The sequence below is a fragment of the Enterobacter sp. MGH120 genome, assembly GCF_001037725.1.
Taxonomy (GTDB): domain Bacteria; phylum Pseudomonadota; class Gammaproteobacteria; order Enterobacterales; family Enterobacteriaceae; genus Enterobacter; species Enterobacter hormaechei_C.
Genome location: NZ_KQ089940.1, coordinates 1527144 through 1550533, shown reverse-complemented (window position 1 = coordinate 1550533; position 23390 = coordinate 1527144). Strand labels below are relative to the sequence as shown.

Genomic DNA, 23390 nt, shown 5'->3' with positions numbered 1-23390 from the left:
CAGAAGGCTGCCCGGGATACGTTTTAGTCCCGCATGCCGGTAGTAATGGCATCAATGTCCTGCGGACGCAGACGAATTTCCGCCGCCCGTCGGTGCCCCTGCATCCCCTCGGTACGGCTCTGGCGGATCGCCGGTTCTGCGATTGCCGGGATACCCTGCTCGTCAATCCACTGATGGGTACAGATTTTGACGTATGCCCCTACCCACAGACCGCCGGTATAGCGTGCCGCCGCCATCGTCGGTAACGTATGGTTGGTGCCGCAGCATTTATCGGAGAACACCACGCTGGCGTTCTGACCAATAAACAGCGAGCCATAGTTGCGGATCTTCGCTGCCGTCGCGTGCGGATCGCGGGTATGCACCTGCAAATGCTCCGTCGCCATATGGTCAGCAAACGCAATCAGCTGCGCTTCATCTTCGCAGAGCACAATCTCACCCTGCCGGCGCCACGCCTCGCCCGCCGTGGCGGCCGTTGGCAGGCTGGCAAGCTGACGCTCAACCTCCGCCAGGGTACGCTCAGCGATATCCCGGCTGGTTGTCGCCAGCCCGACGCGGGTATGAATATCGTGCTCTGCCTGCGCCAGCATATCGGCGGCCAGAATGCGCGGATCGGCGCTGTCGTCGGCGATAGTGAAAATCTCGCTCGGCCCGGCGAGGGCATCAATGCCGACTCGACCAAACACCTGGCGTTTCGCTTCGTTAACGAAGGCGTTGCCTGGCCCAACGATTTTGTCCACCGACGGAATACTCTCCGTTCCCCAGGCCATAGCCGCAATGGCCTGCGCGCCGCCAACTTTGAAAATGCGGTGCGCGCCCGCCAGATGGCAAACTGCAATCATCGCCGGATGGGCGCCCGGGGGCAGACAGGCGATAATCTGTTCACAGCCCGCCACCGTCGCAGGAACAATCGACATCACGGGTGCGGAGAGAATCGGATACCGTCCGCCCGGCACGTAGCAGCCCACCGTCTGCACCGGGATGATCCGGTGACCGAGATGCACGCCAGGCAGCGTCTCTACCTCCAGCGGCAGCATGGTCGCCAGCTGCGCCTGCGCAAAACGACGCACCTGATTAATGGCAAACTCACTGTCGCGGCGCGTCTGGGCATCCATCCCCTCCAGTGCTTCGGCAATCTCCTGCTCGCTCACCTCAAACTGCGCCGGTACGACATGATCAAACTGCTGCGAAAAGGCTCTTAGCGCCGTATCGCCCTCGGTTTTCACGCGCTCGATAATGGCGCTGACCTTCTCCGTCAGGGAACGATCGGCCTGCGCATCCTGCCCCTGCGGGCGCTTAATCCAGCTCACCTGATTTAACATTTACGCGTCCTCCATCTGGCCGAGTTTGATCTGCGCCAGCAGCGCCAGATGGTCATAAACCACCCACTCATCAACAATTTTTCCGTTGACGATGTGGTAGTGCGACATGCCCATCACGAACAGTCGTTCTCCGGTCGGCTTGCCGAGTTCGCCGTAACCCAGGTGATGTCCTTCGATAATCCAGCGTACGGCCACTTTGACGCCGCCTTCATCGCACGGGTTGGAACAAATATGCTGCGGCAGCCACGCGCCGTCAGGGATCATCCCCACCAGCGCCAGCGTCTGATGGGTTACCGCCGCGGTGCCGTACAGCTCTTTCATCAGCGGACCGTGCCACTGTACGTTAGGCGCATACACTTCTTTGATCTTGCCAAACATCCGGCGGTTGTAGATCTCATGCAGCCAGCGCAGGCACTGCTCCTCCGTATCGGTGTGCGCAATGGAAACATCGCACTCCATCTCCGGCGGATATTGCCCCAGCATACGGCCGTTTTCGCCGATGTCCATCACGCGGAAGCCTTTATCGAACTGCTCCTTTGCCATATTAAATGCGATTTGATCGGTATTCAGGCCAAGCTGTTTCATCAGTGACATATTGTCGCTGACCACCCACTCCCGATAAATTTTATTCTCGTGGATCATGCAATCCGCCACGGTACGCGTCACAAACGTACGGTTCGTCGGCTTACCTAAATGGCTGTGCTGGGTATGCCGCCCGCTTCCCGTCACCAGGTGAGAGGTATAAAAACCGTCAACATCATTTCCGTTCCAGATAACCTGGGTTGCCATTCCGCGCCGTTCCGGGAAGGCAATTAAGCGTTGCAGCGTATCCTGTACCACCTGTTCGCGGTTATAGAGTGTCCCCAGCGCGTTATACAGCACGCAGTTATGGGTATAGTGAGAATAAATTAAGCCAACATCGCGCTCGTCCCATATTTTATGGGTGCAGCGAACGATATAATCGACAATATCGGTATAGCAGTCATCAAAGCCGCGTAATGATTGCACGCGCGGTCTTTTTTCCGGTACCAGATCGACAAAATCACGACGTTCCACCTGTAATACAGGTTCCTCTTTCAGCGATTTCACGCTGCTTTTTTCGGGTACGGCTGGTGCTTTATTTGTTGCTTCGGTGGAAGACATATAAACTCCTGCTCTGTTTTCAGACAATAAGAACCCGCACCCGTAAGTGAGGGTGAATTAAACACGGTTATTTTTTGCAGCCGGAATAAGGGGGCTGCCGCCCCATTAATTAAATATTTGCGACCAAATCGCTAATTCATCGATCCCCAGATATTCACGGAAAATTAAACCATCACGTAATTCAAGCTGGCTGATACCGGTAATTGATATGGGTTTACGGGTCGGCGCACCAAATTTGCCGTAACCGTCATGCCAGGTTAACAACGACCAGCGCAATGAAAGTCGAATCGGCTCATTAGGATCTTTACGCACAATCAGGTGATGAAGCTGCGTTTCGCTGTCGGCAAATGAAGCGCGATAACCGGAAAGCTGTGCGCCAATTTCCTGTTCGCCGGTGCAGAGGCAGTGCCCCGGCGCGTACAGCGTCGCCGCCGGGTGATAGAGACCGGGCACCACGCCGCTGTTACCGCCCGCCCACATCGTTAAGTAGCGCTCAACGACCCCGGCCAGCGCCCCTTCCACGTCGTCGCCCTCAGGCCCACCCGCCCAGCGGGCGTCAAGCGTCTCAGCAGACACAGATTCCAGCCCAAGCTGCTGGCGCATGGTCGCCAGGTTAAAAGCAAAGTCGCGGACATCCAGCCCCAGTTGCGCCACAATCGCGGCACGATCCTGAAGCAGCCACTCCTGGCGTACGGCACCATCAACACAGATGCGATCGGCCCAGGTGCGGACCCAGACATTTTTCCCGGTCGGCGGGCCAAAAAATCCCTCCCCCTGGTGCTGAATGCGGGCTACGGTACGCTGCGCCGCATAGTACTCGTCCCCCGGGTTCTGGCTGCACAGAATATCCTCCGTCAGCACCGCTCGCTGCGGGAAGCTGTGCATCGCCTCAAGCGTCAGGCGCATAAACTGGGAAAGCTCATGCAGCTGTTTTTCGGGGGTAGTGAAAACCACCGGCGTGGCGTAAAAATCCGCCAGCTGGCCGATATCTTTCTGCTCCCACACCACGTGCGTCAGCGTCAAAATGAACTGCTGGATAGAGTCGAATTGAGGGCTGAAGCCCCGCAATCTGGTCATGTGCGCTCCTTAGACTGGAATAGCGTTAAACCATTGGTTTCGATAACGCCGCTGCGTGGGCGACGCGCCGAGTGGCGTATCACCAGCGTACCGGGCACCGTAATCTGTTCAGGCTCTATGGTTCCGCTGTCAATTTGCTTCATTAACAGTTCCACCGTGGCATCCACCATCGCGCCGACCGGCTGCGACGCCGAGGTCAACGCATAAGAGGGCCAGCCGGAAGGGCCGATGTCGTCATAGCCGACAACGGAGACCTCCTCCGGAATGCGCAAACCAAACTCATAGCGCGCCACATCCATTACCGTGACGGCCATATGATCGTTGGCGACAAAGACCGCATCCGGCGCTGGCGACGTCGAAAACAGGGTATAGGCTGCCCGGGTGGTTTGCTGAGCGTCGTAATTCCCGTGCACCACCCGGACATCGGTGATGCCATGTTCTTCCAGCGTGGAAATGAACCCGCGCTGGCGGGCGATATTGACCGGGGAATCGGCCACGCCGCCCACGTAGGCAAAACGCTTGTGCTCCCCCGCCAGCAGAAACTCGGCAATCTGCCGCGCGGCCGCTTCGTTATTACTGTTGACGCTGGAGGCCATGCCACTCTCTTCGCTGCGGTTAAACAGCACTACCGGGATCCCGGCGGCAAGGCACTCCTCGGATAACTCCAGCGACAGCGTCACCGAGGCCAGCACAATGCCATCCACCCGGTACTGCATAATCTGGTCAAAAATACGGTCTACGTTACCTTCCCGGTCGCCAACGAACAGCAGCAGGTGATAGTTCAGCGTATCCAGCTTTTGCGCCAGCGCCTCCAGCACCTGCGAGTAAAAGGGGTTATCAAAGTAAGAAATGACGACACCGATAATGCGCGAACGAGCCGTGTTGAGCGAACGGGCGATCGCATTCGGGCGATAGCCCAGCTCGCGCGCTGCCTTCAGCACTTTTTCACGCGTTGCCGGTGAAATGCTGGCCCCCGGCGTAAACGTTCGCGACACCGCAGATTGCGATACCCCCGCCAGCTGAGCGACCTGTTGGGATGTGACTGCTGCAAAAGTCTTACGTTTCATTACCCCTGATTCCTTATCAACGTCCTGCCCATTTGCGCGTGCTTCAAACGCCTCAGCAAGTGGGTGTTTTTTATACTTACACCACCTTTGCATGCGTATGCAACACAAAAAATTAAAATTCTCACAACAAGATCGAGATCACTTTACAAATGTGAAACCTTTTCGTAACTTCAAATCTTGAATACGTATGCAAAGAGTTTTCATACCGTCAATGGTACCGGAGAGAACAGGAGTCGCCCAAAGGATTGAACCGGTAAACGTCGTCCCTGACTGGTTATAACCCATTAATTCTTAAGAGGTTCAAAACCATGTTTCAAGCACTGTTACGCCGTCGGGAAGCCCGGCTCTTTTTCATCATCAGCATCCTGTTCTTTATCTGCATTCATAGCATTGATGCATTCCTGGCCCCCATGATGATCAACCAGGGCATTGAGCCACAGATCATGGGCATCATCATGGGCGCGTCCGGTCTGGCAACCCTTCTGATACGCTTCCCGTTAGGCATTATTTCCGACGTGGTTAAAAGCCGCAGGATCTTCATCCAGATTGGCCTGCTGCTGCCAATTATCGCCTGGCCGATTGCCTGGCTTGAACCCAACGCCATTACGCTGTATCTGGCGAAAGCGGCAGACGGTGTCACGGCGGCGACCTGGGTACTGTACAACATCCTGTTCATGCGTTACTTCGGTCGCAACGAAGCGCCTGCCGCCGTCGCGCTGCTGGCGCTGGCAGGGCCCATCGGCGTGTTTCTCGGCAACTGTATTGGCGCGGTGCTGATTCACTATTTCGCCAATAACATCGCCTTTTTTGTCTCCTGCATCTCCGCCCTGGTGGCGTTGATCCTGACGACCCGCATTCAGGACGTACACGACCCGGTTCAGGCCCCCACGCTTAAAGCCTGCATTACCGGCGCGCGCCAGCAGCTGGCCGACCGTTCCGTCTGGCTGATTGGCATCCTGGCGACCGTCGTCATTCTGGTGCCCTTCGCCACCCGCGACACGCTGACGCCGGTCTATGCCGAGCAGCTTGGCGCCCGGGCGGGGATCCTCGCGCTGCTGGGTAACATTCACCTTCTTTTTTACGGGCTGGCCATCGCCCTGTGCAGCTCGGTGTTTTATCAGCGCCTTGGGCTGGTAAAAACCGCCGTGCTCGGCATCGTTTTACAGGTGATTTCCACTTTCGGCATTCCCTTTACCAGCAATATCTATGTGATTTACCTGTGGCAGGCGCTGGCGGGGTTCTCGTTCGGTATGGCCTTTGCCGCATTCATGTCGCTCAGCGTAGTGAATACCTCGTCTGATGAACAATCCACGCGAATGGGACTATTCCAGACCATTTATTCCTGCGGCATGTTTGTCGGGCCGGTAATGATGGGCGTAATGATGCAACATATTAACCTGTCGTCCGGTTATATATTGATTGCCGCCCTTTCCGTTGTGGCCGCTATTGCCACGCCGCTGTCCGCTCGATGGGTATATGCCCGTAAAACGCAAACCTCAGCCCAATTATTAAAAAACGGTGCGTACGCTGCCGCGCCGGATCAATAACCCTTTCTGAAGTAAACACCCTTTCCCGGCTCGCCGGGAGGACAACTGACATCTGAAAAAGGTAAGGAGAAGCGAGTGTCCTGGAAATTAAAAACCGGTAAATCTACCGAAGAGCGCCAGCAAGCCAACCAGCAAATAAGAGAAACGGTTGAACAAATACTTGCGGATATTGAAAAACGCGGAAATAAAGCCATTCGCGAATTATCCATTAAATTCGATCGTTATGACCGTCAGGATTATCGTCTGACGTCCGCGGAGATTGACCGCTGCATAAAACAGTTAAGCCGCCAGGATATTCAGGATATTGAATTTGCCCAACAGCAGGTGGCGAATTTTGCCCGCGCGCAGAAAGAATGTCTGCGGGACCTGGAAATTGAAACGCGTCCCGGGGTGATCCTCGGACATAAAAATATTCCGATTAACGCCGTAGGATGTTACGTGCCTGGCGGAAAATATCCCCTGCTCGCCTCCGCGCACATGTCGATCATCACTGCCAGCGTGGCGGGGTGTTCAAGAATCATCAGCTGTGCCCCGCCGTTTAACGGTCAGCCCGCCCCGGCGATTGTCGCGGCGCAAAAAATGGCTGGCGCAACGGAAATCTATGCCCTTGGCGGCATTCAGGCGATAGGCGCCATGGCGCTGGGCACGGACTCGCTGGCACCGGTCGACATGCTGGTCGGGCCCGGTAACGCCTTCGTTGCGGAGGCCAAACGCCAGCTGTTCGGCCGGGTAGGTATCGATCTGTTTGCCGGTCCGACGGAAACGCTGGTGATTGCCGATGACACTGTTGACGCGGAAATGTGCGCCACTGACCTGCTGGGCCAGGCCGAACACGGCGTCACCACCCCTGCCATCCTGCTGACGAACTCGCTTCAACTTGCCAAAGAGACGCTCAGCGAAGTGGAACGGCTGCTGGAAAAGCTCCCTACCGCCGACATTGCCCGCCAGTCGTGGCAGGACTACGGGGAAATTATCGTCTGCGACAGCCACGAAGAGATGCTGCTGGAGGCAGATCGTATCGCTTCCGAACATGTTCAGGTGATGACCGACCGGGACGACTGGTTCCTGGCTAACCTGACCAATTACGGCGCGCTGTTCCTTGGACCGCGTACTAACGTGGCCTACGGCGATAAGGTGATCGGCACCAACCACACCCTGCCCACGCAGAAAGCCGCACGTTATACCGGCGGCCTGTGGGTGGGCAAGTTCATGAAAACCTGCACCTTCCAGAAAGTCCTCAGCGACGAAGCCACTGCCGAAATCGGCAGCTATTGTTCCCGTCTGTCGCTGCTGGAAGGGTTCGCCGGACATGCCGAGCAGGCCAATATTCGCGTGCGCCGTTATGGCCAGACGGAAGTTCCCTACGCTACACCGGCCCCGGTCAGGGAAAAGGTGTAAGTCATGACGCTTTTGCAAACGCCCTCTTTCACCCTGCACGGCAAACGCGCGCTGGTGACCGGCGGGTCAAGAGGGATTGGCTTCGCCGCCGCCGTCGCCCTCGCACAGGCGGGAGCAGAGGTATGGATCGCCGCCCGGGGCCGCGAGGCGCTGGCGCATGCCACAGGTCTGGCAGCGGAACACAGTCTCGCATTTCACCCGCTGGAACTGGATATTACCGACACTCAGGAGGTGGCGCGTGTGCTGGCGACGTTGCCCACGCCCGACATTCTGGTGAACAGTGCCGGGCTGGCCCGCCACCAGCCGTTTCTTGAGGTGAACGAGGAAAATTTCGATGCGGTGATGGCGCTTAACCTGCGCGCCACCTTTTTTATCAGCCAGCATGTGGCGCGCAGAATGCGGGCGGACGGTAAGGGGGGATCGATTATTCACATCTCATCGCAAATGGGACACGTTGGTGGCCCCGAGCGTAGCGTGTACTGTGCCTCCAAATTCGCGCTTGAAGGGTTAACCCGAACGATGGCGCTGGAGCTGGGCGATGCGGGGATCCGTGTCAATACGCTGTGCCCGACCTTCATTGAAACCGACCTGACGCGTTCGTCGCTCGCCGACCCGGCATTTCGCCGCTATGTGCTGGACAACATCAAACTGCGCCGGCCAGGCAGGCTGGAGGACATTATGGGGCCGGTGGTGTTCCTCGCCTCTGAGGCCGCCGGGCTGATCACCGGCAGCGCCCTGATGGTTGACGGCGGCTGGACGGCTACGTGAGGGATGCAATGGAATATCCGCTTCTGGACAATACCGATCTGCCACTGGTGCTGCTTGGCGGCACGCTGTGTAACGCCCGGCTCTGGCAGCCCGTCATTGAACGGCTGAACGTCTCAGCGGTGCTGTGCATCACGCTGACGGGCGCAGAGTCCGCGCCGCAGGCGTCACGGCGGTTATTAAAGGTTCTGCCGCCGCGCTTTCTGCTGGCAGGCTTTTCGCTCGGCGCGATTGTCGCGCTGCAAATGGCCGCCGACGCGCCAGAAAGAGTGAACGGGCTGACGCTGATTTCCGTTAATCCGTTGCCCGTTGCGCCAGACACCCTCGCTTCACGCCGGGAAGCGGTACACACCGCACAGGCGCGGGGCCTGGCCGACTGGCTGGTCTCCTCGCTGTGGCAGAGCTATGTCGCCCCGTCACGTCTGTCCGATCGTATCCTGCAAGAGACTATTTGCCGAATGGCGCAAGAGTGCGGCATTGAGACCTTTGCGAAGCAAACGGAAATGGCCATTCACCGGCAGGACAACCGGGCTGCGTTTAACGCCCTCTCCTGCCCCACATTACTTCTAAACGGCGCGCAGGACGTTATCTGCACGCCCCATCATCATCAGCTACTGGCAGCAGGCAACGCGAACGTGACCAGGCATACGGTGGAGGCTGGCGGGCATTTTATTCCGCAGGAAACCCCGGATGAGATCGCGCCGCTGCTGCGTCAGTGGATAACGGAGTGCATACAGTGCGCAAAAACAGTTTAAAGACCGCATTTCTGGAAAATACCCCAATCGTTAACGGCTGGCTGGCGATCCCGTCCGGGTATAGCGCGGAAATTATGGGCCATCAGGGTTACGACGCCGTCACCGTCGATTTGCAGCACGGCATGATTGATTTTGCCAGCGCGTTGTCGATGCTACAGGCGCTATCGAGCACGCCTGCCGTGCCGCTGGTGAGGGTGGCAGATAACGATCCGGCGCAAATCATGCGCGTATTAGACGCCGGCGCGTATGGCGTAATCTGTCCAATGATCTCCAGCGCGGAACAGGCTCGCCGTTTTGTCGCTGCCTGTCGCTATCCACCGCTGGGTGTTCGCTCCTTTGGTCCGGCCAGAGGTCTACTCTACGGCGGCAGTGATTATCCACAGCACGCTAACGACGAGATCCTGACGCTGGCAATGATCGAAACCCGCGAAGGGCTGGCGGATCTTGACGCCATCCTTGATACCGAAGGACTGGACGGTGTGTTTATTGGCCCCAACGATCTCTCGCTGACGCTGACCGGCAGCGCCAGCGCCGAATCCCAACATCCCGAAATGCTTGCTGCTATTGAGCGGGTGATTCACTGCTGCCGCCAGCAGCAGAAGATTGCCGGTATTTTCTGCACTTCCGGCGCGGCCGCCGCAGCGCGTATTGCGCAGGGTTTCCAGTTTGTTACCCCTGCAAACGACGTTATGCAGCTGGGTCGCGCCTCACGTGAAGCAATTGCCCTCGCCCGCGGCAACGCCATCCCTACCACCGGTGCATCCGGTTATTAAAAGGAGAAATGATGAAAACAATCCATCTTACCCAGAGCCAGGCACGAACACGGTTAATCGCCCCCGACGATATGGTTTCCTGCAATCTTGCTTTTATTGATTGCAAGCTGCCCGGTTCGCATCTCAAACAAAACTATTCCTTCATCGGCCCGGGTGTAACTCAGTCCAGCGAGCAGATTGTTAATATCCCCGAGCCGCACGGCTTTAACATTGGCGCGGCGGCTATGCCGAAAGGGGTAACCAATAACCTGCATCTGCATTTCACCGCAGAAGTGTTCCTGATCCATGAAGGGACATGGCGTTTTCGCTGGGGCGCCAACGGCGAGCATGAAGCGGAATTTAGCGCGCCCACCATCCTCTCAATACCGACCTGGATCTTCCGCGGTTTCACCAACGTCAGTAAAGAAGATACCTGCGGCATGGTATTTACCGTGCTCGGCGGGGACAACACGGGCGGCATCATCTGGCACCCGTCAGTGCTGGCGGCCGCCAGCGAGTACGGTATGTATCTCAGCAAGGATAATATGCTGATTGCGCAGGAGGCAGGTGAGCCAACGCCCGATCCCGCCACGCTGCTGACGCCGCTGTCAGAGCAATATATTGCCGGTCTGCGTGACTACAGCGTTGAGGAGATGCGCCAGCGTGCGGTAACCGGCGATGATCGCTGCTGGTCAGCGCAGGGACTGCTGGACTCGGTGCTGCCGGGACACGGCGGCGAAATTGCGCCGGTTATCGGTTTCGGCATTTCACAGGATCGGGATTCCGCTCCCGCTATCCTGAGCCCGCACGGTTTTTCCGTCGAATGGCTGCGGCTTGCTGACGACCACATTGTCGGTCGCCATCTCTGCCCGGATATTCAGGTGATCATGGTCTTTAAAGGCCAGCTGGAGGTGACCTGGAACGAGGCGGGTAAGGAAGTCAGCATTATCGCCCCGGAACGTTCGGTGATCTCCATTCCGGCAAACAGCTGGCGCCGCTACCGCGCGGTTGATGGCAATGTGGAGTTTATTCTGACGACCCGGGGCGATCAGCGTAAGCGCCTGTACTGGGACGAAGCGATCCTGCACCAGGCGAGAGAACACAATCGCTGTCTCGATCCTGATGGCTACGTGGCGGATGCCGACATCCTGCCAGCCACGGCCCGTCGGGCCGGAGAAAAAGTAGAAAAAGTGCCAGCAGCTAACTGATTTTTACGGCAAAGTGGCGCAAAATAGGGGGGCAGGGATCGCCTGCACCATCATCAATAATGATGCACATAAAACGGATTGCATGATAAACATGGATGGAAAATCAAATGTACAGACCCATAGTCGTTATCCTCTTTATTCTTCTGACGCTCGCCGCACTGATTGAAATGGGGATTATCTCTTTCGGCTAAACCTCCCCCCTCAGAAAGGCCACATTTGCGGCCTTTTTATTTATGAAATATGTGAAGTCGACAGTTTATTTTTATGCGTAGCAGAATCCAAACCCAAACCGAAAATATATTTTATTAATGCGATTCTTTGAAATATATCATACAGCAGATGATTTACCCTAACTTAAATCATAATTAAGCAGTCATTAATATTCTCTGGAATTATAAATAAAGCCTGTGTATTCAGTATTATCCCCCTATCATCTCTTCCACTACCTAATCCCGACCGCCTGTACGCCAACGCCTCTGTGGCGCGGTCCGCATAGCCAACAAAATATATTCGCGCTATCAATTAATTTTCTCTGCAATCACAGTGCAGGGTTTACAGACACTTAATTTGCACATTCAGATATTTATAGCTATATCATTTTTACAGCAAAATAAATAATACCTGCACAAATAATAAGGCTTATAAAACACGAAAATATAAATAAATAACAGTTTCTCATGTAAATAATTAGCTTCGCCCTGATGTTGCCACGTTGATTGCTGGCGGATCTCGGTCGCTCTAAAGAAAGCAACGGTAAATACTGTTTTATTCACAGTATTTTCGCCGGGAGCGCCCTCATCCCTTCAGAAAATATGGCCACGTCTGACACGCCGTAAACAATAACTCTGCTGGAGTAATAACTGTATGAGCCAAATATCTGTTATATCGAAACTAACTGGCGTGGAAACGACCACGGAAGGGACACAGATAACACTCGATCACTCCTCAATCGTTAAACTTAACGTGGATCGCGCCGACATCTCAGGTTACTCCCGCAGCGGAAACGATCTGGTGATTACCCTCAACTCGGGCGAAGTGATTACCCTTAAGAATTTCTACGTCACCGACGCGCAGGGCGTGAGCCAGCTGGTGCTTGAGGAGAGCGACGGTGCGCTGTGGTGGATTGAAGATCCAACCGGTGCCGCCACCTATGAATCCATCGCCTCCACGGACGCCCTACTGGCGGCGTCAGGGAGTGATACCGGCGGCGCCGCAGCGTGGCCCTGGGTGCTGGGTGGCCTGGCCGTCGCAGGTGGGATTGCCATTGCGGCGGGAACCGGCGGTGGAGGTGGCGGGGATGACGATAACAACAGTCCGAATCCCGGCAATCCGGGAAATCCTTCCGAGCCAGATACCACGCCTCCGGATGCCCCCACCAATCTACAGGTCTCACCTGACGGCAAAACCGTTACCGGTACCGCTGAGCCGGGCAGCACGATTACCCTGAAAGATGCCGATGGCAACACCATCGGAACGGGCAAAGCGGGTAGCGACGGGAAATTTACGATTGATCTCGGTACGCCACTCACCAACGGGGAACAGATCACCGCCACCGCCACCGATCCGTCCGGCAATACCAGCCAGGGCGGTCAGGTTACGGCACCGGATCTCACCGCGCCGGATGCCCCGGCCAATCTGGAGGTCTCCCCTGACGGCAAAACCGTCACCGGTACCGCTGAGCCGGGCAGCACCGTTACCCTGAAAGATGCCGATGGCAACACCATCGGAACGGGCAAAGCGGGCAGCGACGGGAAATTTACGATTGATCTCGGTACGCCGCTCACCAACGGGGAACAGATCACCGCTACCGCCACCGATCCGTCCGGCAATACCAGCCCGGGCGTTCAGGTCACGGCACCGGATTTAACCGCGCCGGATGCACCCGAGATTGTCACCGTCAATGATAACGTGGGCGCCGAAACAGGCCCGCTGAGCAACGGACAACGCACGGACGATGCCCGTCCGACGTTCAGCGGCATCAGTGAAGCCGGCACCGTCATTACCTTCTATGACAACGGGAAACCGATTGGCACCGCCACAGCCGATGCGACCGGGAAATGGAGCTTTACCCCGTCGACCAACCTGTCTGAAGGCAACCACGCCATTACCACCACCGCGACCGATGCCGCAGGCAATACCAGCCCGGCGTCCACGGCGGTAACTTTTGTAGTCGATACCGTCGCGCCTGGCGCGCCAGCGATCGTCAGCATCACCGATGATGTTGCGCCTGGCACCGGCACGCTCGGGAGTGGAAGCAGCACCAACGACCCGCGGCCACAGCTCACCGGCACGGCGGAAGCGGGCTCGACGGTCACCATCTATGATAACGGCATTGCCATTGGCACAGCGGTTGTGGGCAGTAACGGAAGCTGGAGCTTTACGCCGTCGGTGAATCTGAGCGAAGGCAGCCACCAGCTTACCGTGCGCGCCACCGACGTCGCCGGTAACACTGGCCCGGCCTCGCCGGTCTTTACCGTCACGGTAGATGTCACCGCGCCGCAAACGCCTTCCGGATTTATCATTAACGACGACACGGGCGTACTGAAAGGGGCGATCGGTGCCGGGCAATTTACCGATGCCTCAGAGCCGCGCCTGACGGGCAGAGGCGAACCGGGCAGCACGATCACGGTTTACGATAACGGCGTTGTTATCGGCACCACCACCGTTCTGCCGAACGGTACCTGGAGCATCACGCCGACGAGTCCACTGGCAGAAGGCACACACTCGATTACCCTGCGGGAAACCGATGCGGCAGGCAACCAGAGCGGTCTGTCTCAGCCGATCAACTTTACCGTCGATCTTACGCCGCCAGACATGCCGGTTGCGACGCTCAACTCCGCAGGCACCCAGATCACCGGTACCGCCGAGCCGGGCAGTAAAATCGTCATCACCAACAATGCCGGGCTGCAAATCGGGACCGCCACTGCCGACAGCAACGGCAACTATGTCGCCAACCTGAACCCTGCGCAGACCAACGGTGAGATTATCTCCGTGGTCGCCTCCGATGCCGCAGGCAACCAGAGCTCACCGGCGCTGGTTAACGCAGCGGATATCACCCCGCCTGCCGCACCGGGCAACCTGGTGGTGGCGGAAGACGGGGCCAGCGTCAGCGGAACCGCCGAGCCAAACAGCACAATCATCATTAAAGCGCCGGACGGTACGATCATCGGCCAGGCCACCGCCGGTCCGGACGGCACCTTTACCATCCCGATTTCGCCAGCCCAGACCAACGGCGAAGCCCTTGAAGTGACGGCCACCGACGGCAGCGGCAACACCAGCCCGTCTGGCTTTGCCGACGCGCCAGACAGCACCCCACCGCTGGCGCCGGAAAACGTGGTGATCTCTGCCGACGGCACCACCGTAACCGGTACAGCCGAGCCGGGCAGTACCGTCACCATTCGTGAAAATGGCGTGAAGGTCGGGGAAGCGGTCGCCGACGATCAGGGGAATTTCAGCGTAGATCTGATCCCGCCGAAAGCCAACGGCGAAGCCCTGACTGCCGATGCCACTGATACCGCCGGAAACACCGGTCCGACCGCGCCGTTTGACGCGCCGGACATCACCGCGGCACAAACCCCGGTCATCACGGGCGTGGTGGATGATGCCCCCGGCGTCACCGGTCCTGTCAGCCAGAACGGTCTCACCAACGACAGCACGCCAACCATCAACGGAACGGGCGAGCCTGGCACCACCATCACCCTCTACAGCGGTACTACCGAAATTGGCACCGCAGTCGTGTCGGCGAACGGTCAGTGGTCCATCACGCTGGAAACCGCGCTACCGGACGGCGGGCACGTACTGACGGCGACGGCGGTTGACGCCAACAATAACCTCAGCGGGACATCGAACACCTGGAGCATCACGGTGGATACCGCCGCCCCGGGCGCGCCGGCCATTACGCAGGTCATTGATGACGTACCGGGCCGCACGGGTGCGCTCGACACCAATGAAACCACCAACGACACGCTCCCGACGCTGAACGGTACCGGCGAGCCGGGCTCCACCGTGACGATCCGTCTGGACGGACAGGATATTGGTACTGCCGTTGTCAACAGCGGTGGCGCATGGACCTTCACGCCTACTACCCCATTAGTGAACGGGCAGCATACGTTCACCGTCGTCGCGAGCGATGCGGCGGGCAACGCCAGCGCACCATCAGCCGGCTTTACCTTTACCGTCGATACGACTCCGCCACCGGCGGCCACCATCGACACCGTTTCCGATAACGTGGGGCCCGTGCAGCTTCCGCTTAACAGCGGGGACACCACCGACGACACGCTGCCGCAGTTGCAGGGAACCGCACCGGACGGCACCACCATCACGATCTATGACGGAACCACCCTGCTCGGCACGGCGGTGCTCGACGGCAGCGGCGGCTGGAGCTTCACGCCAACCACGCCGCTGACGGACGGCCCGCACTCGCTGACGGTCCATGCAACGGATGAGGCGGGTAACACCACCATTTCGCCGCCGTTTGAACTGGCGATCGACACCACCGCGCCTGCAACGCCGGATATTCCTGAGATCACCGTCAACCCGGACGGCGGCACGCCGGGGACGGCCCTGAATCCTGGGGAGACCACCCGGGATACCACGCCAACCCTGAGCGGCTCGGGCACGCCGGGCGATACCGTCAACATTTACGATGGCGCCACCAAAATTGGTGAAGCCGAGATCGATGGCGACGGTAACTGGAGCTGGACACCCACCACTCCGCTGCCTGACGGCACCTACGATCTCTCCCTGACGGTGACCAACCAGGACAGCGCCGGGAACGAAAGCGCGCCGTCCACGCCGGTGACCATTACCATTGATACCGACGCGCCTGCCCAGCCGGGAACCCCAACGGTGACAGACAGCGTAAGCCAGATCACCGGTCCCGTGCTGGATGGCGAATCCACCAACGATCCGCGTCCGGTCCTGAGCGGCACCGGTACGCCAAATGACGTTATCACCATCTATGACCAGGTGGGTACAGGCGAGCCGCAGGCCGTGGGCAGCGTTACGGTGGACGGTAACGGTAACTGGAGCTGGCGTCCTGAGGACAACATTGGCGAAGGGACGCACGAATACACGGCGACCGCCACCGATGAAGCCGGGAACGAATCTGTGCCATCAGCCGGTATCACGATAACGGTCGATACCCTCGCCCCGGACACCCCTGTTATCAGCGACATCGCCGGCGCGCAGAACGGCGGGTCCACTAACGACACCACACCGACCCTGAGCGGAACCGGCACCACCGGCGAGACGGTGATCATCTACAACAACGGCGTGGAAGTGGATCGCGTTGAAGTCGTCAATGGCGGATGGTCCTACACCCTGCCGACGCAGACCGACGGCCCGCTGAATATCACCGTGGCTGCGGTGGACGATGCCGGTAACGTTAGCCCGGTAAGCCCGGTCTTTACGGTGGAGGTTGATACGCAGGCGCCAACCGTGCCGCAAATTGACGCCGTCTCTGACAGCCAGCTGACCAACAGCGTGCTTTACACCCGCGACGGTACGCCAACCCTCACCGGGATTGGCGAGCCGGGTTCGAGCGTCACCGTTTCTGTTGATGGTGTCGCATCGCCAGTGGTCGTGGAGGTTCAGCCGAACGGGACGTGGTCCTGGACCGCCGACCCTGCGCTTGCGGAAGGGCCGCACACCTTCTCGGTCGCCGCGAGTGATGCCGCGGGGAATACCTCCGTCAGCTCCGGCGATCTCAGCGTGACGGTGGATACGCTGCCGCCTGCAACGCCAACGAATATCGACATCGCCGAGCAGGGTACGCCGCTGACCGGGACGGCGGATGACGGAACCACGGTGACGGTTAAAGACGCCAACGGCAATATCATTGGAACCGGCGTTGCGACGGGAGGCTCCTTCACCATCGCCCTCTCCCCGGCCCAACTCGATGCCACTACGCTGACGCTCACCGCCACGGACCCCGCAGGCAATGTGAGCGACCCAACCACCTTTGACGTGCCGGACTCTCCGCTCGAGCTGCCTGCGGTGCCGGTGATTACAGCGATCAACGATGACGTCGATCCCGTCATTGGTGATGTGAAAGATAAAACCACCAATGACACCACGCCTACCCTTACCGGCACCGCCGATCCGGGTAGCGTGATCGCCATTTATCAGGATGGGGTGCTGGTTCCGCTGACCAACGTTGTTGCGGATGTGAACGGCAACTGGAGCTACACGCCGCTCCTGCCGCTGACGGAAGGGCCACATACCTTTGCCGTGACCGCCACGAATACCACCACCGGCGCGACCAGCGGGCAGTCGCCGATCGCGACCGTGACCGTCGACCTTACCGCCCCGACAGCGCCAGCCATCGGTGCGGTGACCGATGACGTAGGTCCGATAACCGGCCCAATCGCCGACGGGCAGAGTACCAACGACAACCGTCCTACCCTGACCGGGACAGGCACGGCCGGGGACACCATTACCGTGTACAATAACGGCGACCCGCTGGGCACCGTTGTTGTCGGTCCGACCGGCACCTGGAGCTACACGCCGCCTGCGCTGGACGACGGCAGCCACACCCTGACCGTGACCGCCACCGACCCGGCAGGCAATGAGAGCACCCCGTCGGCCGGGATCACCATTGTGGTCGACACCGTCTCCACCACGCCGGTGATTACCAGCGTGACGGATAACGCAGGCAATGCGGCAACGCCTGTCCCAAGCGGCGATCCAACCAACGACACCACGCCAACCCTGACCGGTACCGCCGAGCCGAACAGCGTCGTCGCCATTTTTGATGGCGCCACGCAGATTGGTACGGTGGCGGCAGACGGTACCGGCGCCTGGACATTTACCCCTGAAACCGCCCTCGGAGAAGGAACGCATGACTTTACGGTCAGAGCGACGGATCCGCAGGGCAACGTCAGCCAGCCGTCCGGCGTCTGGAGCATCAATATCGATCTGACGGCGCCACAGGTGCCGACGATCGATACGGTCAGCGACAACGCTCCGGGTGGCGTAACCGGCCCGCTTACCGCCGGGCAGGTCACCAATGACACCACGCCAACCCTGAGCGGCACCGGCCAGGCGGGTACCACCATTCACGTTCTGAATAACGGCGTGGAGATTGGTACCACTACGGTCGACGGCAACGGTAACTGGACCTTTACGCCGGATCCGGTTCTGACAGACGGGACATATAACCTGCGCGTCAACGCCAGCGATGATGTCGGAAACGTCTCCGCCAACTCGCCAGTGTTTGCCTTTACGGTGGATACCACTGGCCCTGCGGCCCCGGTGGTCACCACGGTGATAGACGATGTCAGCCCGGGAACGGGAATCATCGCCAGCAACGGTTCCACCAACGACACCCGTCCAACCTTCAACGGTACGGGGGAAGTGGGCGCAACGGTGCACGTTATTGTCGATGATGTGGAAATCGGCACGGCGGTCGTCAACGCCCAGGGTAACTGGACCTTCACGCCGACCACCGCGCTGGGTGAAGGGCCGCATACCATTACCTTCAACGCCACCGATGCCGCAGGCAATACCGGGGTCACCTCGCCACCGTTCAACCTGACGGTGGATACGTCGGTGCCCGACGCACCGGTCTTTACCCCTGCCACCGACAATGCCGGTCCCGTGCTGGGCCCGGTCGCCTCGGGACAAAGCACAGACGACACCACGCCAACGCTGAACGGCACCGCGGCAGCCAACGCGACCATCACCATCTATGAGAATGGTCAGCAGGTGGGCACCGCCGTGGCTGATGCCAACGGCGTATGGAGCTTCACCACCGGCACGCTGGCAAACGGCAGCCACACCTGGACCGCCACGGCAACCGATGCCGCGGGCAACGTCAGCCCTGCCTCACCAGGCTTTACGCTGGTTGTGGATACGACTGCGCCTGCCGCGCCGGTTATCACCCAGGCGATTGACGATGTTGGCACCATCACCGGGGCGATTGGCTCCGGCCAGACCACGAACGATCCTCTCCCGCGCCTGGTGGGGACCAGCGAGCCGCTGGCCACCGTGAATATCTACGAAGGCACTACGCTGGTGGGCACCGGTACTGCCGATGCTAACGGCAACTGGACCGTGGATATCACCGTGCCGCTGGGCACCGGGTCACACACCTTTACCGCAGAAGCAACGGATCAGGCGGGGAACACCGGCGCGCCGTCCGCCGACTTCAGCCTGACCATTGACACCACGCCGCCAGCGCTACCGGTGCTGACCAGCATCACCGACGACGTCGGTAATGCTGCGACGCCTGTCGCCAACGGCGGGTTAACCAACGATGCACGTCCAACGCTCACCGGTACGGCAGAAGCTGGCGCGACGGTAACCATCTATGACAATGGGGTACAGATTGGCACCGCGGTCGCCACCGGCGGCGCGTGGAGCTTTACGCCGTCCACCCCGCTGGCTGACGGGCCGCATAATCTGACCTTCTCCGCCACCGACGCCGTGGGCAACGCCAGCGCGCAGACCGGGGGTTACACCATCAATGTGGATGCCACCGCCCCTGTCGCACCGGCAATCACCTCGATTGTGGATGATGTGGGAACCGTCACCGGCCCTGTCACCGGCACCAACCCAACCAACGACACCCGTCCGACCTTAAACGGTACAGCGGAAGCCAATGCCACCGTACGTATTTACGACGGCACGACGCTGGTAGGAACCGTCACTGCCGATGCCAACGGCAACTGGACGCTGCCGCAAACCAGCACCACGCTGACCGAAGGTGCGCATAACTTCACCGCCACCGCCACCGATGCCGCGGGCAATACCAGCGCGCCATCGCCGATTATCACGATCAACGTTGACCTGACGCCGCCACCAGCCCCAACCGGGCTGGCGGTGATCACCAACGGGACGCAGGTTACCGGTACGGCGGAAGCGGGAAGTACCGTCACCATTACCAGCAGCACCGGAACCGTGCTTGGAACGGCCGTCGCGGACGGCAGCGGAAACTTCAGCGCCACCCTCACCCCTCCACAGACCGGCGGGGAGTCACTGATTGTCTTTGCTACCGATAAGGCCGGTAACGCAGGTATCACCACCTCCGTGATTGCCCCGATCACCACGATCCCGAACGCGCCGGTTATCGCTAACATCGACGATAACGTCGGCACGGTGACGGGCAACCTGACCAACGGGAAAACCACCGATGACACCACGCCAACCCTGAGCGGCACGGCGCAGCCGAACGCGACTATCACCCTCTATAACAACGGGGTGCTGATGGGCACAGTCACCGCGAACGCCAGCGGCAACTGGAGCTTCACCACCCCGGTGCTGAGCGAAGGGCCGCATGCCTTCACCGCCACGGCGAGCAACGGCTCGGGCACCAGCCCGATTTCCACGTCGACCACCGTCATTGTCGATCTCACTGCGCCAACAGCCCCGACCGGGACCTTCAACGCAGACGGCAGCGTACTGACCGGTAGCGCCGAAGCGGGCAGTACCGTCACCATCCGTCTGGCGGATAACTCAACGGTCACCGCCACGGCAGACAGCAACGGCTCCTGGAGCTACACCTTCCTCAATAAACAGACGGAAGGTCAGACGCTGCAAATCACCGCCACCGATGCGGCAGGCAACGTCTCGCTGCCCGGCTCAGCCCTTGCGCCGGTGGTGCCGCTCTCAGCCAGCACCAACGTTGAAGAGCTGGCGCTGACAACCACCGCAACGGTGACCAACTCGCAGTACAGCGACTATGGTTTCCTGCTGGTGGGCGCCGTAGGTAACGTGCTGACGCTGCTCGGCAACGACACCGCGCAGGTAGGTTTCACCGTCGGCAGCGGTGGCAGTGCGGATATTGCCGTGAACGCCAACGCCACGGGGGCCGTTCTTTCCCTGCTCAATACCCTTGAGCTGGTGGTACAGCGCTTTGACGCCGCCAACAACACCTGGACCACCGTGGTCGACACCGGACAGCCGCAGTTCGCTGACCTGCTGACCCTCGGCGCGACGGGGGTGTCGCTGAACCTGACCGGCCTGGCGGATGGTCAGTATCGCGTCCTGAGCTACAACACTAACCTGCTGGCAACCGGCTCTTACACCAGCCTCGATGTGGCGGTGAAAGAGACCAGCGCAGGCACCGTGTCCGGCGAGACCAGCGTTGTCGGGAACGTCATCACCGACGTGGATCCAACCGCAGGCAGCGACAACGCCCCGGCGGGCACCACCGTCACCGCGGTCACCAACGCCCAGGGCACCACCACCAGCGTCACGGCTGACGGCACGGTGATTCAGGGGCAGTACGGCACGCTGACCATCAACCTGGACGGCAGCTATACCTATAACCTGACCAACACCAGCGCCGCCGTCATTGGGCGCACGGAGAACTTTACCTACACCATCACCCACAACGGCACCAGCGCCTCGGCAAATCTGGTTCTGTCGCTGGGCGAAGGCACCAGCAGCAGCGGTATCGTGGCCGTGGACGATACCGCCTCGCTGACCTTCGATACCACCGTGGAGGCGATTAACAACGGCACCTCGTCGCAGGGCGGCTTTACCCTGGTGGGGATCAACCTTGGCAATACGCTGGGGCTGAACCTGCTGGACGATCTGGCCAACCCGATCATCTATAACGTGGAAGAAGGCACCACCCGCACCATGACCGTTCAGGCGTCCGTGGGCGGCGTGGCGCTGGCCTCGGTGTTCGACCTCTACATCTATAAGTTCAACAATGCGACGCAGACCTTCGAGCAGATGCGCGTTGAACCCGGCTGGCTGCGCGCGCCGCTGCTGGGCGGTACCTCCTCGCAGCTGACGCTGAATCTGCCCGCCGGCGAGTACCTGTTCCTGCTCAATACGGCGGCGGGGATCACCGCGCTGACGGCCTACACGCTGAACGTCTTGCAGGATCATGTCTACAGCGTGGCAAGCGTGAGCGAGAGCACGACCGGGGATGTACTGGCGGATGATATTGCACCAGCGGGTACCGTGGTCTCTGACGTGAACGGCGTGGCGGTGAACAGCAGCGGCCTGACGGAGATCACCGGCGAGTACGGTACGCTGCGGATCAACGCGGCCGGGGAGTACACCTACACCCTGGACAGCGGGGTCGGCGCGGACCATATCAGCACGCCGGATACCTTCGTCTACACCATCACCGCGCCTGACGGCTCGAAGGACACGGCATCGCTGAACATCACCCCAACCGCGCGCCCAATGGATGCGGTAAACGATGTCAGCACCGCGATGGACGTCACGTCGGTTCACCATACGTCAACCTATACGGATACCTCCGTCGGCACCGCCAGCTGGACTACCGCCCTGTTGGGGTCAACGCAGGGCAGCGGAAGCGGGACCTTCGTGGTGGATGCAAACACCGCGCTGCATAACGCCTCGCTGCACTTTAACGTGGCCTCGCTGCTGGCACTGGGCGGGCTGACGGTGAACTGGTCAATCACTGACGGGACGAATGTGATTCGCAGCGGCTCCTTCAGCGGAGGTTCGTTGCTGGGCGGCAACATCGACGTTCCGCTGACCGGGCTGGATCTCAACGCCGGGACCTATACGCTGAACTTTACCGGCAGCGTACCGGGGCTGAGCGTGGGGAACATCACCATTACCCCAAGCGTAAACGGCACGACCTACTCCCTGTCGCAGTTCGACGCCACAGGCACCCACACCGTTGACGGCAATATCTTCGACGGCACCGGTTCCGCAGGGGCGATGGACCAGCTGCACTCGGTGGATACCCGCGTGAGCATTACCGGCTACGACGGCGTTACCACCACGCTGGATCCGTACACCGGCAGCACGATGTCAAACATCACGGGCCACTACGGGACGCTGGCGATTGCCGCTGACGGCAGTTACACCTATACCCTCAACCCGGGGATCTCGCTCTCTACCATTACCAGCAAGGAGGTCTTTAACTACACCCTGACCGATGCCAACGGTGTGAAAGATACCGCGTCGCTGACCATTGACATGGCGCCGAAATTTGTCAGTTCGGAGCATAACGATGTGATTAGCGGCACGGCCTACGGCGACACGCTGATTTATCAGGTGTTGAACAATACGGCGGGTAACGCCACCGCAGGTAACAGCACGGGCGACCACTGGACGAACTTCTCCCTCACGCAGGGAGACAAGATCGACATTGGCGATCTGCTGGTGGGCTGGAACGGTAGTGCGTCGACGCTGGGGAACTATGTGTCTGTTTCACAAAGCGGTAACAATACTGTGATCTCCATCGACCGTGACGGCACGGGAGCCGCCTACACTAAATCTGCGCTCGTTACGCTGGACAACGTTCAGACCACCTACGACGAGCTTGTAAACCAGCAACACATCATTACCTGATAGCACCTGCAAGAAATGACCCGGGCGCGCACAGCGCCCGGGCATAAACAAAAAAGCAGTACTTTTTTATT

Annotated in this window: 11 protein-coding genes; 7 read left to right on the top strand and 4 right to left on the bottom strand. The window is 59.4% G+C overall.

Translation table 11 applies throughout. The features are described from left to right. Positions 1-23 precede the first annotated feature (23 nt). The 4 genes from hisD (SK54_RS07335) to SK54_RS07320 all read right to left on the bottom strand — a co-directional run bounded on the left by hisD (SK54_RS07335) (position 24) and on the right by SK54_RS07320 (position 4606). Positions 24-1319 (bottom strand): histidinol dehydrogenase, encoded by a 1296-nt coding sequence (gene hisD / locus SK54_RS07335; protein ID WP_015571628.1) that lies wholly within the window; start codon positions 1317-1319, stop codon positions 24-26. Next, the gene (locus tag SK54_RS07330) at positions 1320-2462 is read right to left on the bottom strand and encodes a nuclear transport factor 2 family protein (RefSeq protein ID WP_015571629.1); all 1143 of its coding nucleotides are present in this window, start codon (positions 2460-2462) and stop codon (positions 1320-1322) included. A 105-nt stretch (positions 2463-2567) separates the two neighbouring features. Continuing rightward, entirely contained in the window at positions 2568-3539 is a 972-nt protein-coding gene (locus SK54_RS07325) for a nuclear transport factor 2 family protein (protein WP_015571630.1), read from the bottom strand. Continuing rightward, entirely contained in the window at positions 3536-4606 is a 1071-nt protein-coding gene (locus SK54_RS07320; RefSeq protein ID WP_003862277.1) for a LacI family DNA-binding transcriptional regulator, read from the bottom strand. Before SK54_RS07320 ends, SK54_RS07325 begins: the two co-directional genes overlap by 4 nt. A gap of 308 nt (positions 4607-4914) precedes the next feature. Between SK54_RS07320 and SK54_RS07315 the strand changes: the two genes are divergently transcribed. The 7 genes from SK54_RS07315 to SK54_RS07285 all read left to right on the top strand — a co-directional run bounded on the left by SK54_RS07315 (position 4915) and on the right by SK54_RS07285 (position 23319). Continuing rightward, a complete protein-coding gene (locus tag SK54_RS07315) occupies positions 4915-6153 on the top strand; it encodes an MFS transporter (RefSeq protein WP_022651680.1) in 1239 nt (412 codons plus the stop codon). Positions 6154-6228: 75 nt separating this feature from the next. Next, on the top strand, positions 6229-7551 hold the full coding sequence (gene hisD, locus SK54_RS07310) for a histidinol dehydrogenase (RefSeq protein WP_017692807.1): 1323 nt from the start codon (positions 6229-6231) through the stop codon (positions 7549-7551). Positions 7552-7554: 3 nt separating this feature from the next. Continuing rightward, on the top strand, positions 7555-8319 hold the full coding sequence (locus SK54_RS07305) for an SDR family NAD(P)-dependent oxidoreductase (RefSeq protein WP_023304287.1): 765 nt from the start codon (positions 7555-7557) through the stop codon (positions 8317-8319). 8 nt (positions 8320-8327) lie between these two features. After that, a complete protein-coding gene (locus SK54_RS07300) occupies positions 8328-9071 on the top strand; it encodes an alpha/beta fold hydrolase (RefSeq protein WP_045328307.1) in 744 nt (247 codons plus the stop codon). Next, a complete protein-coding gene (locus SK54_RS07295; RefSeq protein WP_023295301.1) occupies positions 9053-9844 on the top strand; it encodes an HpcH/HpaI aldolase family protein in 792 nt (263 codons plus the stop codon). Before SK54_RS07300 ends, SK54_RS07295 begins: the two co-directional genes overlap by 19 nt. 11 nt (positions 9845-9855) lie before the next feature. Continuing rightward, positions 9856-11031, top strand: coding sequence for a cupin domain-containing protein (locus SK54_RS07290; RefSeq protein ID WP_023295302.1), 1176 nt, complete (start codon positions 9856-9858; stop codon positions 11029-11031). An 864-nt stretch (positions 11032-11895) separates the two neighbouring features. After that, a complete protein-coding gene (locus SK54_RS07285; RefSeq protein ID WP_048246978.1) occupies positions 11896-23319 on the top strand; it encodes a BapA/Bap/LapF family large adhesin in 11424 nt (3807 codons plus the stop codon). Positions 23320-23390: the final 71 nt, after the last annotated feature.